At 41.8% G+C, this 17,507-nt stretch carries 12 protein-coding genes; 1 reads left to right on the forward strand and 11 read right to left on the reverse strand.

From position 1 onward, the window contains the following. Positions 1–109: 109 nt before the first annotated feature. The 4 genes from LN893_RS00770 to LN893_RS00785 form a co-directional block, all read right to left on the reverse strand. Positions 110–523, reverse strand: coding sequence for a DUF2846 domain-containing protein (locus tag LN893_RS00770; protein WP_229967313.1), 414 nt, complete (start codon positions 521–523; stop codon positions 110–112). A 12-nt stretch (positions 524–535) separates the two neighbouring features. Then, complete coding sequence (locus LN893_RS00775) at positions 536–2,194, reverse strand: mechanosensitive ion channel family protein (RefSeq protein ID WP_229967315.1); 1,659 nt, start codon at positions 2,192–2,194, stop codon at positions 536–538. Positions 2,195–2,395: 201 nt separating this feature from the next. Beyond that, positions 2,396–4,462, reverse strand: coding sequence for a cation:proton antiporter (locus LN893_RS00780; protein ID WP_229967317.1), 2,067 nt, complete (start codon positions 4,460–4,462; stop codon positions 2,396–2,398). A gap of 497 nt (positions 4,463–4,959) precedes the next feature. Then, the gene (locus tag LN893_RS00785; RefSeq protein ID WP_229967319.1) at positions 4,960–6,462 is read right to left on the reverse strand and encodes a glycine--tRNA ligase; all 1,503 of its coding nucleotides are present in this window, start codon (positions 6,460–6,462) and stop codon (positions 4,960–4,962) included. A gap of 205 nt (positions 6,463–6,667) precedes the next feature. On the opposite strand from LN893_RS00785, the gene LN893_RS00790 reads away from it, so the two are divergent. Continuing rightward, entirely contained in the window at positions 6,668–7,804 is a 1,137-nt protein-coding gene (locus LN893_RS00790; protein WP_229967321.1) for a hypothetical protein, read from the forward strand. A gap of 81 nt (positions 7,805–7,885) precedes the next feature. On the opposite strand, the gene LN893_RS00795 is transcribed toward LN893_RS00790, so the two are convergent. The 7 genes from LN893_RS00795 to LN893_RS00825 form a co-directional block, all read right to left on the reverse strand. Then, positions 7,886–8,344 carry a hypothetical protein gene (locus tag LN893_RS00795; RefSeq protein WP_229967323.1) on the reverse strand — a complete coding sequence of 153 codons (459 nt, stop codon included), beginning with the start codon at positions 8,342–8,344 and terminating at the stop codon, positions 7,886–7,888. A 247-nt stretch (positions 8,345–8,591) separates the two neighbouring features. Beyond that, positions 8,592–10,673 (reverse strand): cation:proton antiporter, encoded by a 2,082-nt coding sequence (locus tag LN893_RS00800; RefSeq protein ID WP_229967325.1) that lies wholly within the window; start codon positions 10,671–10,673, stop codon positions 8,592–8,594. Positions 10,674–12,139: 1,466 nt separating this feature from the next. After that, positions 12,140–13,750: an Ig-like domain-containing domain gene (locus tag LN893_RS00805; protein ID WP_229967327.1), complete on the reverse strand. Its 1,611-nt coding sequence runs from the start codon at positions 13,748–13,750 to the stop codon at positions 12,140–12,142. 76 nt (positions 13,751–13,826) lie between these two features. Then, positions 13,827–14,714 (reverse strand): class I SAM-dependent methyltransferase, encoded by an 888-nt coding sequence (locus tag LN893_RS00810; RefSeq protein WP_229967329.1) that lies wholly within the window; start codon positions 14,712–14,714, stop codon positions 13,827–13,829. Next, on the reverse strand, positions 14,715–16,577 hold the full coding sequence (mnmG, locus tag LN893_RS00815; protein WP_229967331.1) for a tRNA uridine-5-carboxymethylaminomethyl(34) synthesis enzyme MnmG: 1,863 nt from the start codon (positions 16,575–16,577) through the stop codon (positions 14,715–14,717). Between the two features lie 64 nt (positions 16,578–16,641). Beyond that, entirely contained in the window at positions 16,642–17,070 is a 429-nt protein-coding gene (gene ybeY, locus LN893_RS00820) for an rRNA maturation RNase YbeY (RefSeq protein WP_229967333.1), read from the reverse strand. After that, a complete protein-coding gene (locus tag LN893_RS00825) occupies positions 17,054–17,479 on the reverse strand; it encodes an ATP-binding protein (protein WP_229967335.1) in 426 nt (141 codons plus the stop codon). Before LN893_RS00825 ends, ybeY begins: the two co-directional genes overlap by 17 nt. Positions 17,480–17,507 lie beyond the last annotated feature (28 nt).

Genomic DNA, 17,507 nt, shown 5'->3' on the forward strand with positions numbered 1-17,507 from the left:
AAATATCTGAAAAAGCTATAGAGGTGACGCTTACGGAATGGAAAGCCTCCGTAAGATATGATAAAATCTCATTCAGAAGCCTTCGCTTTAAAAGTAGAGAAAACGATAGCTAGGCTACTTTCAGCCTTAGAAATTTTTGGCGGCCAAACGTTAGCAGGTAAAGCAAGTATAACAGCATAGGGAGCACCAGTATCAAAAGGATGCTAGCCAACTCTTCACCTGCAAAAAACCTGAGTGTAACGTACAGGGCTAGGATGCATAGGTGAAGCGGCATCATCCATTTCCCGAAGGCAAAGCCAGAAACCTCTACCTCCTGCACCTCTTCTTCGGTTAGCTCAATTTTAAACTCCTGGCTCCCGCACCAATCTATCTTGGCTTTAACTGTATGCAAACCTGCAGGTACAGTAAACTTTTTTGTTTCTCCGTTGGCAATCTCCCCTATTTTCTTCCCATCTACATAAATGTGATAGTCACGGATCCTGCTGCTCCATTCAGAGCTTCTTTTAATTATCAAAGTAGCCATAGCCATTAAATTTTAATTTTCATATACTGTTATAGGAGGCTGCGGTTGTACTACCTGTTCCACACGAAAAGACGGAGCTTCGTAATCGGTTGGCAAATAATTGGCAGGTATAGTAACAGCATTGCCATCGCGTTGGGCACGGTAGTGTGGCGACAGAATTTCGATGCCTGCTTCATTGAATTTATCCTGTATGTTCTGGTGGATATTTGAGTAGATCATGGTCATCTTACCTGCTTCCAAAGTGTAAGCATTTAGTTGATAACTTACATAAAAATCGTCGAGGCTAGTCTGAAGTACAAAAGGTTTCGGTTCTTTCAACACTAGCGGCGTAGCCAAGGCAGCATCAATTAAAGCTTGGTGTACCTTGGGCCAAGGTACGTCGTAACCAATGGTAACAGTAGTATAAAGTACCAACCCTTTCTGCGCATCGGTGCTGCAGGTGGTGTAGTTAGTGGTATGGTTATTTAGGATCATCGCATTCGGAATGGTAATGTCCTCGTTCTTGGTTGTACGGATGCGGGTTACCAAAAGTGTTTTCTCTACTACATCGCCTGTAATATCGTTTATACGGATACGATCCCCGATCTTGAAGGAACGCATGTACGTGAGCACCATACCTGCCACCATGTTTGCAATAGCCGACGAAGAACCCAGCGAGAAAAGTATACCTATAAACACCGACACCCCCTGAAAGACGGGAGAATTTGAGCCTGGCAGGTACGGGAAAATTACGATGAACATGAAAGCGTACAGCAGGAAGCGCGCGATGTTGTAGGTTGGCTTCGCCCAGTCCGCATAAAAGCCTGGAATCTCTAGCTTGCCTGTCTCCACCTCTTCGGCTAGGTAGTGGAGCAACTTAATAGCATAACGCGTAACTACCACAATAACGAGTATCGTGAGCATGTTCGGCACATAGCTGATCAGGCCTAAGCCAATCTTACGAAGCGGACTGATGATATAAGCTAAGAGCGTATCGGCATAGCCTTCGGTCCAGGGAAAGATGCTGAACAGCACTGGCAGCAGGAAGTATACCATCATGAACAGCACCAGCACCCGCATAAATTTTGCCACCGTTAGCACCATCGCCACCTGCCTGTCAGGTGTTAACAACTCGTAATTTTTTACCTTTACGCCTTTTATACGCTGGTTTTGCTGCCGCTGTATTTTCAGGAAAAGGAATCTAAAAAGCTTGTTGACGTATTTTATCAACAGAAAGAAAACAACTAATACCAATAGAGCTAACCCCACTTCCAGCAGTATAGCTCTTAGGCTATGCTCTTCCAAAGACTTCAGCACACTTTCTTTTATTTTGAAAGCATACAAATTGGCTAGTTCTGTTTTAGATTTCTCTGCCTGCTTTGCATCCGCCTCATTGATGATTAATATGGACTTACCGCCGTACATCACATGCGCGAATAGAGCGCCTTCCTGTACTTTAACAGAATCAGAAATAAAGAATCTGTCTTCTGCCAGTTTTAAAATACGGCTACTTATGGCGGCGGCACGTTCTTCTTTCGAAAAAGAACCTTCGGAGTTGTTTAAATAGAACAGCGTGTCCTGGTAAAGGACTACAGGTGCACCTGCAGGTTTGGAAAGGGTGGAATCAGACTGAGCGAATCCCGTTGTGGCTGAGGTTAAGATGAACAACCACATCAGTAGCTTCAATTTCATGATGACTAAATGATGTTGAAAAACGGAAGATACTACATTTTATCCAATTTCCTTACATCTTCATCTCCTGTTATAGCTGTAAAATAAATCATGTTTTGCGCAGCTTATAAAGATGTTTCTGTTTACATAAACTCTAAAAAAGTACTTTTTAACGCTACTGAGGCTTATTATTAAAAAAATTATCCACACAACAATATTCAATTAATAAGCAGGTATAGGCGACAAACGTGGATCGTTGGAGGAAACAATTCCCTGCTGCTCTGGATAAATAATGATAAAGTTACTTCCCTCGTACAATCTGGATAATTTCTTAGGCACATCAGCTAAGTACGAACTATAGGACACGCTGCCAGTGCGGGCACTAATAATTACAAGCAAGTCGTCTATAGCAACATCACGCTCTGGTAGCAAAGAACTGTCCCAATCTTCGAACACTTTATACTTTACTGCTACATTAGCCTTTGCTTCATTTAAAACCTGCTTAATGCGACTGTGGGTAAGTTCGGAACCATATATGGTGATAGCAGCGTTGGTTTGCTTTGAAATGGTTTTGACAGTATGCACCCAATGTACAAACCCTGGCTCGAATTCGGCAAGTGGCGGTACTACAACTTTCAGGGCTTTTATAGTGCTAACAGGCTGTATGAAGTTTGCCACCAGTATCATCTCCCCTGTTTTCAGCAGCAGGTTGTTTAGTATACCCCCGAATATTTTTTCTCTTGTGGTTACTCTCGGGTTCCAACCAATCACCACCTCTGTAATCATACGATCTTTAATCGCTCTGATAATACCGTTTGTTATACTCAGGTCGACTCGGGTCAGTACCGTTACGTCACTAGAAGTAGCCGCTGCATGCCGCTTTGCCTTCTCCAACAGTTTATTGCTTTCTATAATTTTCCCTCTGCTCTGCTGATCATCATTCACCACCATGAGCGGATAAATCGGCTCCACGGACTTTGCGTTTTTCAACAGCACAGCTAGGTCCAGCAGTTGTTCCATGGTTTCGGTGTTGGCGATTGGTACCAAAATACGCTCTGGAGCCTCTGAGAGGTCTGGTGCCTGACTGTTATCCACAATGGCTTGTTTCACGGCGGCTTTCTCCGTAACAATAGAACTAATGAGGCAAGTAACTAATATCATTAGGATTGTGCCGTTCAGAATGTTCTCGTTTAACAACCCAATTCGGTAGCCGATTAGCACAGCAGCCAAAGTCGCGGCTGCCTGTGCGTTGCTTAGTCCGAACATCAGCAACCCTTCTGTGTTGCTGAACCGCAGCACTTTCTGGGTTATAAAAGCTGCCAGCCATTTGGCAGAAGTAGCCACCACTACCATGGCACCTGCTACGAGCAAAGCCTCAGGACCATTAAACAGTACCCGCAGGTCTACCAGCATGCCCACTCCTATCAGAAAGAAAGGAATAAACAAAGCATTGCCGACAAACTCGATGCGGTTCATGAGTGGCGAGGTATGCGGAATGAGCGGATTTAGCGCAAGGCCAGCCACAAAGGATCCTATAATAGGTTCTATACCTGCTAACTCGGCCAGGAACGCAGACAGGAACACCATTGCGAGCACAAAGATGTAGTGTGCCACGCCATCGGTTTCGTAGCTTTTAAAGAACCAACGCGTAACCCGCGGAAACACCCACAGCACAATAAATGAAAATATAGCCAGGGATATACCCAACTGAATCCAAAACTGAGTATCTAGCTCACCTGTACTTGCTTTTGTGATGACTGCCAGTACCAAGAGAGCCAGTGTATCAGTGATAATGGTACCTCCTACCGTTATGTTTACCGCCCTGTTTTTGGTGACACCTAAGCGGCTAGCTATGGGGTAAGCCAGCAAAGTGTGCGAGGCAAACATGCTCGCCAACAGCACAGATGAGATCATGCTCAGGTTCAGCACGTAAATAGAAACCACCACCCCCAGCAGCATGGGTATACTAAACGTGAAAGCGCCAAAGATCAAGCTCTTGTTCCTGTTCTTTCGGAAGTCGTTCATATCGATTTCCAAACCAGCTAGGAACATGATGTATAGCAGCCCAACTGTTCCGAAAAGCACGATGCCCTGATCGCGCAGCAGGATGTTGAAACCGTTCGGACCTATTGCCACACCAGCTAGTATCAGCCCGATAATGCTTGGCACTTTCAGCCGCTGCAGCAGCACAGGCGACAGCAGAATGATGAAAAGCATCAAAGAGAAGATAAGTACAGGATCCTGAACGGGAAAGTACTCAGGAAAGTGCTGTTCCAGGTTAATATTCATGCTTTTGCTGTCTAAGCTGAGTTTTCCCAGCTTACCAAATTACTCACTTACGCCATTACTTGTATGTAGCTGCACTTATTTAGTTTTTAGTGTTGCTGATAAAGTATAAAAGCGGTTCATGGACTATTGTAGCTGCTTTTTTTATACTTTAATCCACAGTGGCTTTTATTGGATATATTATGCTGCGGATGATGCTTCTTTGTGTGTACAAGTTTGGAATTTAACCCACTTCTGACTCATCTGAAGGGGTATATTGTAGGAAATTTAAACCCTAGGTGCTGGTGCGAACTTATAGCTCGTATCGCTTTTAAGTTACTCTTGATGTTAGCCTACTAAATAACACTTGCTCATAAAAGACACAATTACTTACCATTTTTTTCAGGAGATAATATAAGAAGCAAATTGAAACGAGCTGCAAGCTCGCACTAGCGCTAGTAGCCATAAAAAAAGCGGCACTGCCAAGGCAGCACCGCTTTTCGCTATAATATATTTTATACTTACGCCAGCTTCTCAAAAATGCTCTTGAAGTTTACGGCTTTGTCGATGTAGCTTCTGAGTTCGCTGATAGGCATGCGCACCTGCTCGCGGCTATCACGGTCACGAACGGTAACTGTATCATCTTCTAAAGTCTGATGGTCTACAGCTATACAGAACGGTGTTCCGATCAAATCTTGGCGGGTATAGCGTTTACCAATGCTGTCGCGCTCTTCGTAAATGATGTTGAAATCATACTTCAGGGCGTCAAATATTTCGGTTGCTTTCTCTGGCAAACCGTCTTTTTTAGTCAGCGGTAATACAGCTGCTTTTACTGGTGCCAAGGCTGGGTGTAACTTCAGGAAAGTACGTGACTTCGTGCTTTCTCCTTCGGTAATCTCCTCCTCCTGATAAGCACTGCACAGCACCATCAGGAACAGACGGTCGGCACCAACAGACGTTTCAATTACATAAGGTACATAATTTCCGTACGGCTTACCTTCCTCGTTCAGGTCGTTATCGAAGTACTGTTGTTTCTTGCGGCTCAGCTCCTGGTGCTGGCTCAGGTCGAAATCGGTGCGGGAGTGTATACCTTCTACTTCTTTAAAACCGAACGGGAATTTATACTCGATATCCACAGCGGCATTAGCATAGTGAGCCAGCTTGTCGTGGTCGTGGAAACGCAGACTTTCGGCAGGTATACCAATAGCTTCATGCCACTTTTTACGGGTTTCTTTCCACTGGTTATACCATTCCATTTCAGTGCCAGGGCGAACAAAGAACTGCATCTCCATCTGCTCAAACTCGCGCATACGGAAGATGAACTGACGCGCCACAATCTCGTTACGGAAAGCTTTACCGATTTGGGCTATACCGAAAGGCACTTTCATGCGCCCAGTTTTCTGCACGTTCAGGAAGTTAACGAAAATACCTTGTGCCGTTTCAGGACGTAGATAAATGGTGCTGGACTCCTCTGCTACAGAGCCAACCTGTGTGGAAAACATCAGGTTGAATTGGCGTACTTCTGTCCAGTTAGCTGTTCCTGAAATAGGGCATTTGATATCCTCACGGATGATTAAGTCACGTACACCGTCCAGGTTTTCCACTTCCAGCAACTTACCCATTTCTGCGGTCAGGGCTCTTGCTCTTTCTACATCGCCCTCGCTTTCGTACTGTGCTGCTTTATCCTCAATCAGTACATCAGCACGGTAACGCTTCTTCGAATCCTTATTATCAATCATCGGATCGTTAAAGCTGTCCACGTGGCCAGAGGCTTTCCAGGTAAGCGGGTGCATAAAGATGGCTGCATCCAAACCTACTACATTTTGGTTCAGCTGCGTCATACATTTCCACCAAAGTGTTTTAATGTTGTTTTTCAGCTCCACGCCCATTTGGCCGTAGTCATAAACAGCTTGCAGACCATCATAAATTTCGCTTGAAGGAAATACAAAACCATATTCCTTGGCATGCGAAATTATATCTTTAAAATCTGTGCTTTCTTCAGTAGTTTTTCCATTTGTTGCCATGCAGCAAAGATATGTTTTTAGATTTTTACTATGGTAATTCTATCTGTGAATTTGTGCAGAAGAAGCGGATACATCTCCTTTAGAACGCTTTGATTCTTATCTCCAATGCAGGTGTATTAACAATTTCTTAACATTGCCTCCTTCAGCCTCGTTTGTTTTTAGACTAACTTGCGCAACTTTTTATTTCTCACCTATATCCTTAAAAATGGCCAAGTCTAAAAAAGGTAAAAAGCCAGTAGTACCCACCCAACCATATAAATTCAGAAAACGCTATGCGCTTTCTGATGTAGTGTTTCAGAAGGAAAAGAAGTTTCTATACTTTATAGCATTTTCTCTTATTCTAGCAGGAATAATATATCCTTACGCCTCTATTGCCATGTGGGTAGGATTCGCTTTTGCTGGTTATTCCGCCATTGCAAACGATAGTATCCAGACGCTTGGTACATTTATAGTTTCTAACGAAAATAAAAAATGGTACTGGCAGTGGCTCTTTATGGGCCTGATTTTCTTAGGCACTGTCTTTTATAGCTGGTATATGTTCAACGGCGATGTTACGTATCAGCGCCTGGCTTCTAAAGGCTTCGACCAAACACCTGATAGCTTTGTTTTCCTGCAGCTGGCAGCACCTATCATCCTGTTGCTGATGACGCGCTTCCGTATTCCGGTATCAACCACATTCATGCTGCTTAGTGTTTTCACTATCAACTCTGGTGCTATTGTTAGCATGGTTTCTAAGAGTTTGATGGGATATGTAGCTGCCTTTGGTGTTGCCCTGATTATATACATACTGCTTTCCAAACTCCTTAAAAAATTAGTTAAAGGTGAAGCACACGGTGCCTGGATATGGGCACAATGGATTATCAGTGGCTTTTTATGGCACACCTGGTTGTCTCAGGACTTAGCAAACGTTGCTGTTTACCTGCCACGCCAGTTACAGGTAACAGAGTTTATAGCCTTTGCAGGCTTTATTTTCTTAGGCCTAGGCTTTATGTTCTACAAGCGCGGCGAGAAAATCCAGAATATCATTAACGAAAAGTCTGACGTGCGGGACGTACGAAGCGCTACAATCATAGATTTAGTTTACTCTGTTATTCTCTATTATTTTAAAGAAGTAAACAACATTCCGATGAGTACTACCTGGGTGTTTGTTGGTTTGTTGGCTGGACGTGAGTTAGGAATACGCCTGCGTGCGCAGGATAGCGGCGAAAAGTTCAGCAAGACTTTCAGGCTGATTGGTAAAGACATACTTTCAGTTACCATTGGTCTAATTGTTTCTGTTATTCTGGCTATTGCCATTAACCCTGTTATACAAGAAGAACTGATCAACTTCCTTTTCGAATAAGAGGTTTACAAGCTCCTAATTAAAGCAAAAGCCCCAGCAGTATGTACTGCTGGGGCTTTTGCTTTAACCTATCTTTTATGTTTACTTTTCAGGCCAAAGCACCTCTAAGTTATCATCTATAAACACTCCGAAATTGATGGCTATTAGCTGATCTTCATCAAAATAAAGATCTACCATTTCTCTTTCGTAAGATATCCTGGTTTCGCCAGTTTCCATTTCTTCTTCTTCAACATCAGTAATGTTGTTATCTTCGAAAAGTTTTTGAACCTGCTCTTTGCTCATTTCAAACACGCGCTCACCCCAGATCTGTACTTCCCGGTTAGCCGTTTCGATGCAACTCAGCCTGTAGTCGTCTTCTTTATCGAAGTACAATGAGTAGCCGTCTTCCCAGTAATTCCATGCCTGGTGTTCGAACTCATCGTCCTCTTCCGATTCTTCAACCTCTTCTGGTTCTCCTAATAGTTCTTCTACTTCGTCCCTTGTTAGGCCAAACTTAATCTTACCAAGTCCTTTTCCTAACCTGATGTCTTTGTTGATCATTACTTTATTTGAGTTTTCTTCTGTGCAAAGATATAGGTTTTACTTTCTACACCATGATGGTGTTGTTTAGTTTTACCTACGATTTTATGCTGGCTAATATCTACAGAAACTAGCGTATTTCAATTACTTAATCTGCTTTTTCTTATGATTTTGCTTTTACGTTAGTAGGCATAAAAGGTATTAACTTTCTGCTTGAACATAATTTCCGCCCATGTAACTTCTACTCCTCCTACACGTTTTTTCTTTTTTAGAACTCATTCTGATCGCCTCTGGTTTTCTCATGCAGTCTTGCCATAGGCTTTATCGGCACACTTTGGTACTGCGGATACTGTTCTGGGTATACAATGATAAAACTGTTGTCTTTGTAGTTTCTTGAAAGTACCCGTGGCACATTATCCAGGTTGCTATCATACGAAACAGTGTGCTTTCGGGCTGAGATAACAATTACCATGTCATCCTTTTTCAGCTCCGACTTTATGTTGCCAAACTCCTCCAGCTTCATAAACGGAATGTATTCGGCTTCTACTTCTGGTTTCGTTCCTTGTACTGCTGCTTTAAGCTTGTTCAGAGTCCTTCTACGGCCTCTGAATATTATTTTAGACCCTAACTGCTGCGAAAGCAGTTTAACTGCTTTAATCCATCTTATATAGCCTCTTTCCGATTCAGCGTTCAAAGGTACTACTACTACCAATCGGTTTGTGGTATTTAGTGGTTGAATGATTTTACAAACTAGTATCATCTGCTCCGTGTTTTCGAGCAAGCTGTCCAGTATTGTTCCAAAGATGCGATCTCTGGTCGTAATTTTTGCATTCCATCCCAAAACCACTTCCGTAATCATTAGTTCTTTTATAGCCCTCAGCATGCCACTGGCTATGTTCACATCTATTTTAGACACCAATTGTACATCTGTTTCTGTTGCTGAGGCATGTACAATAGCTTCCTGTAGCATAATATTTTTTTTGTATATTTCCTCCTCCGCATGTTCATTATCTATCACCACAGCCAATGGGTATATCGGCTCGTGGTAAGATGGATTCTTCAACATCACAGCCAAGTCGATTAAGCTCTCTATAGTTTTCGGATTTCCTATAGGCACCATAATTCTATCCGGCTTCTCACTTATGTCAGGCTTTCTTCTGCTTTCTATGATTGCCAGTTTTCTTGCCACCTTTTCTGTAGAGAAAGAACTGATCATGCTTGATATTAGGATCAGTACAACTGCTCCGTTCAAGGCACTCTCTCCTATTAGGCCTATTTCATATCCTGCTAACACTACCGCAAGTGTTGCAGCAGCATGTGCGCTGCTCAATCCAAATATCAGGTTTCGTTGTAGTACGCTAAACTTAAAAAGCTTCTGAGTTACAAATGCTGCTGCATATTTCGTGATGGGCGCTAATACCACTATGGTTCCAGCTATCAGCATTGCATTAGTATCTGTAAATAACACTGTCAGATCGACAAGCATACCTGTACTTATCAAGAAGAAGGGAATAAAGATGTTATTACCCACAAATTCTATCCGGTTCATCAATGCCGATGTATGCGGTATCAGAGGGTTTAGTGCTAAACCTGCTAAAAAGGCTCCGATGATTGCCTCCATACCTGCCACTTCTGATAAGAACGCAGCAGCAAACACTACTGTCAATACAAATATGTATTGTGCCCCTTTTTCGCTTTCTAACTGCTTAAACATCCATTTTGCAATCTTCGGGAAGATCCATAGTACAACGGCTACAAATATGGCCATCTCGACTATCATAAATATCCAGAACCAAACGTCTGTATTTCCTTGTGTAGAATTTATGATGACCGCTAGCACAAACAGTACAGCTGTATCTGTAATTAGTGTTCCTCCTATTGTTAGTGTTACTGCTTCATTCTTGCTTAAGCCGAACCTACTCACGATTGGGTATGCAAGCAATGTATGAGGCGCGAACATACTTGCCAGCAGAATAGATGGCTTTATGTCATAGCCGTGTATGTATAGAAATACCGCTGTTCCTACTATTATGGGTATAAGAAAAGTCAGTGTTCCGAAAACTAGGCTTCTTACTTTATACTTTTTAAAATCGATCATATCGATTTCAAGACCCGCCTGAAACATAATATATAGCAAGCCTACAGTTCCAAATAACACTATACTTGCATCTCTTGCCAGTATGTTAAATCCATTTGGTCCTAGTACCACCCCAGCCACAATTAAGCCTACTATACCTGGTATCCGAAACTTGTTCAGGATTATGGGCACCACTAGTATCACAAGTAGTACCAGCGTAAATATTAGTACTGGCTCTTCAAACGGAAGTGTCAAAGACATTAATAGCGTCATAGTTTTTTTGCGTCAGCTGCTTTTTCTTTTCTAAATATATGTATTTTCTCTCTTTTGGTTCGAGTTCTCTTTTTTTCAGCCCTTCCCTTTTCTTCCTTTTTCCAGTCTTTCCACATCTTTCCTTTCCTAATATTTAAAATTATCTAATCTTTAAATAAATCTTTCTTTCATTATCAAGGGTGTTTACAAGTTGATAACTTTTACTCAACTCTGTTTCTGTGCATGAATTGTTTACACATGTCACCTTGTCTACTACTCTTCCACATTTTCTTTTTTGGTATCTTTTTATTTCTCAGTCTATTAATCCTCTTATCCACTTTATGCCCATTTATGTGTATTTCTTTTCCAACACTACACACAAACGTTGATAATGCTTTTTTAGGGTCACTATTGTACACCAGTTTCCACTTTTGCCACCTGTTTCAGCTGTTTTCTGTCACCCGCTTCTAAGGGTGTGTAATCTTTACCACCATTTACCCACTCTTTTCCACAGTTATACCCACACGTTTGTGGATTAACTTACACTATACAAATAAGGGCAAATAGAAAATGTTTTTACACGCCTAAGGTTTTGAGCCACCTGCTGGGAATTACACAAATACTATTTATTACCTGATGCTGTTATGCGAATAGTAAAGAGTAGTAGTGAGTCAGATTTAGCTAACAACTCATAAAGCGAAATGAGAAAGCACGGCTGCAGAAAAATGCAATAGCCTATGATGATCAATAATGCTTGCGAAGAATGTGGAAATGAATTTGGAATGAGATAATAGCTAGAAATGATAGAAAGTTTGGTAATTGACTGCACCTATATCTGGTGTTCAAAAAGCTATAAAAGGATTCGAGAGGAAATTTGTATTGAGTTCTATCTGGAGTAGCTACATCGTAAAATCTAACCTCAAGTCAAAGTAGAACACCAGGCGCTTGTTTGAGAGGTCCTTTATTGAATTGATATGATATAGTAGTTTTTAATGTATGTTTATTCGAAGCCTATAAGCTTAGGCGTAACTGTACTGCTGCAACTCCAGAATTTACTAAGCCTCGTAAATTGACTAGTGTAAATGTTCTATGAGCAAGAATCATTGAAGGCCCAAGATCAAGGAAGTACAGTATGGTATACCGCAGATAACGACACTACTTCATACCTAAATAAGCAGCTATAAAAAATGTTTGTTTTCTGTATTTTCGCTCTGCACCGAAAGTCATCATACTTTGAAGAGGCACCCGTTTATGAGGAATGTTCTTTTGCTATAAGTAGATCTATGCATCATTTTTTCTAAAGAAGCCCCATTGGAAGAATGACCTAAAAGCCTGAAGTTTTCATGGAGCTTGATGTTGCTCTTCTTATTTGGCCCTACAAATTCAGTCTGACCATGCTAGGCTTAAGAATCTCGATGACTTTTTGAAAGTAGAAAGCAATAAAAAAGGGAGACAATTTGTCTCCCTTTCCTTTTAAGTTATGGTGTTTAGAATTTAATGTTTGTTTCTTCCATTATCCAATTCGCTCTTACATCAAGTACTTTCGGATGAACATAAACTCTTTCGGGTTCTTTTTCGAAGGTAGGATCTCCCCCTTCCCAAATGCCATTTTCATTTTCATCTACTAGTACTCTTATTTTGTAAGCACCAGGAGCCAGATTATTAAATCTGTAGGTACGTTGGTTTCTTACCTCTGCTACTTTTTGGTCTGAGTTGTTCAGCAACTCGATAATGTAAGAATTTTCGGACGTAATTATTTTACCTTCTATACTACCTGTTCCATTGCCCTCGGCTACCGTTAAGGCTATGTTATTATACCTTAGTCTTCCTCCTTCTAAGGGGATAATAGCCGCACTATCTAACGCTATTTCAACCTGTCTTATCCTATTAAGAAGTGTTGGTAAGTTAAATGTTAATTCCGTTCTAGTTGAATCAAGGGATATTTTTTCTGGATAATTAACAGTGCTGATAGCTACAGAATCTCTGAATATGGTAATAGGTTCTGGTGAGGTTATCCGCACTGGCGTCTGTAGTATAATCACGACTGGTTGGCCTGCTGAGTATTCTCTGTTCCCTGTTTTTGTTTGCTTTAACTGTGCGCCCTCTACCCTTGCAGCTATTTTTCCTTCAAAAGCTATATTCAAAGTATCTGTTGCCACGTTGCCAGCGGAGTCTGTTGCTGTCAACACTGCTCTTCCGCCTTGGTAGTTCTGCGTTTTGAACAAGTCTACTATTTTGCCATCCTGGCTTACCTTATAAGGCACGCTTGTTACATTAGCTTCTAGCGGCTGTACAGTTACTTCTTTAATGCCTTCGTTATAGTTTGCACCAAACCTGTCTAAGTAAGTTTCTCTTCGCAGCAATATTGGCTTCTTTGTATCTAATCTTACTGTCTGCAATCTTATCTCCTGTTCTTGTGGAGTAACCCGTATTGGTTGTTCCAGATAAGCTATTTTTTCACTTTCGTTATCGTAGAAGGCGTTGTTGTTTTTTTCTACCAGCGCAAAAATTCGATAGTCCCCTTCTTTCACATTTCTAAATTCATACCTTCCAGTTTCATCTGTTTCAGTTTGATAGTAAGGTCTGTTTTTTCTGATGTTGACAGTATCTGTAACTGGATAAAGAGCTACTACAGCTTGCTTTTGCGGCTGCTGTGTCATCAGATCAACTACCTGCCCACTTACTCTGCTAGAGTCGATAAAAGTACCTGTGCTAAAAGTTAAGGTTAAACCTTCTGCCACATTCTTCTCTGTTATATCCTGAACTCCTTTTCTAAAGTTGAAGGTGTAGGTTGTGCTATCGTCCAGTGGCTTCTCAAAGGTCAGCTCAATCAAATTCTTTTTGTTTCTGATGCTGTATTTTGTTTCTACAGCTGGAGTGATAAGTAATTCTCGCTGTAGTGAATTAGGCATTACGGCTTCATCAAATTCTAAGGTGATAGTACTTGTCGAAACGTTCAGCTGTTGGCTTTGAGGGTTACTGTTTATTAAGGTTGGTTTGGTTATGTCTTTTGGTCCACCTACAGGGCTACTTACTGTTGCACATGATACGAATGCAGCTATACCTGCCGTAGCCATTACGATGTTGATAAATTTCATGTAAAGGTCGTTTAAAAGAAAAATAGGCAAACTCTCGTTTGCCTTGTTCAATGTTATTAACAGTAATAATTGTGTTTTATTTTCTCTTCGCTACAAAAATTAGGCTCGAATAATCATTCCCATTTTTCTCAGCATAGCTGTTCGATTTAAATCCATTCACTACGCTGTTGATCATATTGCCTTTACCATCTTTGTGTTTTTCGCTTAGCATACTTACATAATAAGCATCAAACTTCATGGGCAACACCTCTTCCAGTTTCATCTTGTGTTTCTTCAGGAAGCGTTTCATCGTGCCTTGTGTGAAGTGATAAAGATGACGCGGCACATCATAAGCAGCCCAGTTCTCTTTATACTGTTGTGCATCGTGTGAGTCTGCATTAGGTACGGCTACAATTAAGGTGCCGTCTTCGTGTAACAGCGACAGCAGTTCTGCCATTGTTTCATTCAATGTGTGTATATGCTCTAGCACATGCCACAGCGTAATTACATCAAACTTCTCGCCGCTTATTTGCTGTAGTTCTGATGCTACTATTTCACCTGTTTCCTCAGAGGATGCTTTTCGCGCTTTTTCATTAGGTTCTACACCTCTTATTTCCCAGCCATCTTTTTTGCAGGCTGAAAGAAAAACTCCTGTGCCACAACCGTAATCCAGTATTGTGCCTTTAGTAGGTGCATGCCTGTTGATAAGCTCTACTTTTTGCTTTGTAGTAATAGAGCGTACCACATGGTACGCTCTGTTGATAATGCCCGACTTGGTGTTGGTATGAGAAATATATTCCTCTGACTCATAATAGGCTCCTATACTAGCAGCATCTGGTCGAGGGTTCGTAAATTTAAAGCTGCAGTTCTCGCATTCTACTAGCACAAAGCTCTCCTTCGATACCGCGTTATCAGTTACTACTAAAAAATTTTTGAAGTCATCTTTGCCGCATATCGGGCAGTTCTCAAGTCTTTCGTAGCTCATTTATTTTCCAAGGTATACCATAAGTACTGAAATGTCTGCTGGCGAAACTCCGCTTATTCTGGATGCCTGGCCTATTGTTTCTGGTTGTATCTTCAGTAGCTTTTCTTTCGCCTCTGCCGATAAAGCAGGTATGCTTCGGTAGTTGATTTTGTCTTTGATTATGTAGTTTTCGAGATCGCTCATTTTCGTAGCCATCACATTTTCTTTCTCGATGTAGCTTTCATACTTCACCGCAATCTCGGCTTGTTCTACGCTATCTGCCTTAAACTTGCTCAGGTATTCTGCCACTGCTGGTACTGCCGCTACTATAGTTGCTATTTCAATATTCGGTCTTTTAATCAGTTGGCCTGCACGCTGCTTTTCTACTATCGGAGCAGATCCTAAACCTTCTAGCAAACTGTTGATATCTCCTGGCTCAACCGGCTTATTATTTAAGTAAGCAATGATTTCAGCCGTTTCCTCTATCTTCTTATCCACAGATTTTAGGCGACTCTCATCAGCTAAGCCTAGCTCATATCCCAGCTTTGTAAGTCGGATATCTGCGTTGTCTTGGCGTAGCAGGATGCGGTGTTCAGCACGTGAAGTAAACATACGGTAAGGTTCGTCTGTACCTTTATTTACCAAGTCATCAATCAATACACCAATGTAAGCTTCTGAACGCTTTAATACAAACGGTGCTTTTTCGTTTATCTTATTGTGAGCGTTTATACCTGCCATTAATCCTTGACAAGCTGCTTCTTCGTAACCTGTGGTCCCGTTGATCTGGCCTGCAAAGTATAGGTTCTCCACTAGCTTTGTTTCCAGTGTTAGGTTCAGCTGGGTTGGTGGGAAGAAATCGTATTCGATGGCATAGCCTGGTCGGAACATCTTTGCATTCTCGAAGCCTACAATTTTACGCAAGGCTTTAAACTGAACGTCTTCTGGTAACGAGCTAGAGAAACCGTTTACATATACCTCTACAGTATTCCATCCTTCTGGTTCCACAAAAATCTGGTGACGGTCACGGTCAGCGAAACGGTTGATTTTATCTTCTATACTTGGGCAGTAGCGTGGACCTAAACCTTGAATACGTCCCTGGAACATCGGCGATTTTTCAAAGCCTGTTTTTAGGATCTCGTGAACTTCTGAGTTAGTGTAGGTGATGTAGCAGCTGCGCTGGTTTTGCAAAGGCTCAGTTTCAGTATAAGAGAATTTTGATGGGTTCTCATCACCGAACTGTTCTTCCATGCGGCTATAGTCCAGGCTCCGTCCATCTACTCTTGGTGGCGTTCCTGTTTTCATGCGCCCTGCTTCAAAGCCTAATTCAATCAGATTTTCGGTAATACCCTTAGCTGATTTTTCAGCAGCTCTACCTCCTCCTAATTGGCGCTCTCCGATGTGGATAATACCATTCAAAAATGTGCCGTTCGTTAATACTACAGCCTTTGAACGTATAGTTATCCCCAAGCTAGTTTTCACACCAGCAACCTTTCCGTTCTCTACTTCCAGCCCAACAATCATCTCCTGCCAGAAGTCAACGTTCTCTGTTTGCTCTAAACTTAAACGCCATGCTTCAGCAAATCTCATCCTGTCGCTTTGCGCTCGTGGACTCCACATGGCAGGACCTTTTGATTTATTCAGCATGCGGAACTGGATCATGGTTTGGTCGGTGATGATTCCACTCATACCCCCTAGCGCATCTACCTCACGAACTATCTGTCCTTTGGCTACACCACCCATGGCTGGGTTGCAAGACATTTGGGCAATAGTGTTCATGTTCATGGTGGCTAGCAAAACCTTTGAACCCATTTTAGCGGCAGCGGCAGCGGCTTCACAGCCAGCATGCCCTGCGCCTACTACTATAATATCGTATTCTGGAAACATGTACTTCGGATTTGTTGATGTTTCACGTGAAACATCAGAAACGGATTGGTAATTCCTTTTTTAATTAAAAGTTACGCAAAGATAAACAAGAATCTTCTTGTTTGCGCATTTCTGCCTCCTGCTTTGGAGACTTATCTTTAAAGCCTAGCAGGTGCAGCACGCCGTGAATGATTACACGGTGTAGTTCATCTTTAAAAGGAATGGTGAGCTCAGCAGCATTGTCGCGTACGCGATCTACGCTTATAAAAACATCACCTTCAATAGTGCCCTCTATGTCGGCATTATTGAAGGTGATGATGTCTGTGAGTGTATCATGATCGAGATACTCAACATTGATCTCGTGAAGGTATTCGTCGGAGCAGAAAATATAGGTAAGGTTTACTAACTCCTGATTGTGTTGCTCAATAACGTTTGCAATCCACTCTGATACTTGCTCTGGGTTCTCTAAGGTGAAGTCAGTTTCTTCGCTAAAGAACTCAATTGGATGTTCCATTCTGAGAGGTGACGATGTTAAATACTAGCTGAACCTTTTTGCCGCTATCCATGAAATTAACTTCGTCGCAAAGGTTATGCATTAAAAATATACCACGGCCACCAGGGCTCTCTAGGTTTTCAGGTGCAGTTGGGTCTGGAAGGTTTTCATAATCAAAACCTGGACCCTCGTCCTCAACTTCAAATATTAGTTTATTCTCCTCTACCTGGAGTGTGAGGTACACATTCTTATCCTTATCGAACTTGTTTCCGTGACGTATTGCGTTATTAACTGACTCTGTTACGGCTACCATGATGTTCCCGTAAATGTCGTCCTCAAACTCGAATTCTTCCTTAGAATTATCAATAAAGCTTTCGATTACGCGGATGTTCTCGATTAAGGAAGGAATCTGAATTTTTACCTGATTCATATTACTCGTTAAGTGTAAAATATAGGTG

It is taken from the genome of Pontibacter harenae (assembly GCF_020907245.1).
Taxonomy (GTDB): domain Bacteria; phylum Bacteroidota; class Bacteroidia; order Cytophagales; family Hymenobacteraceae; genus Pontibacter; species Pontibacter harenae.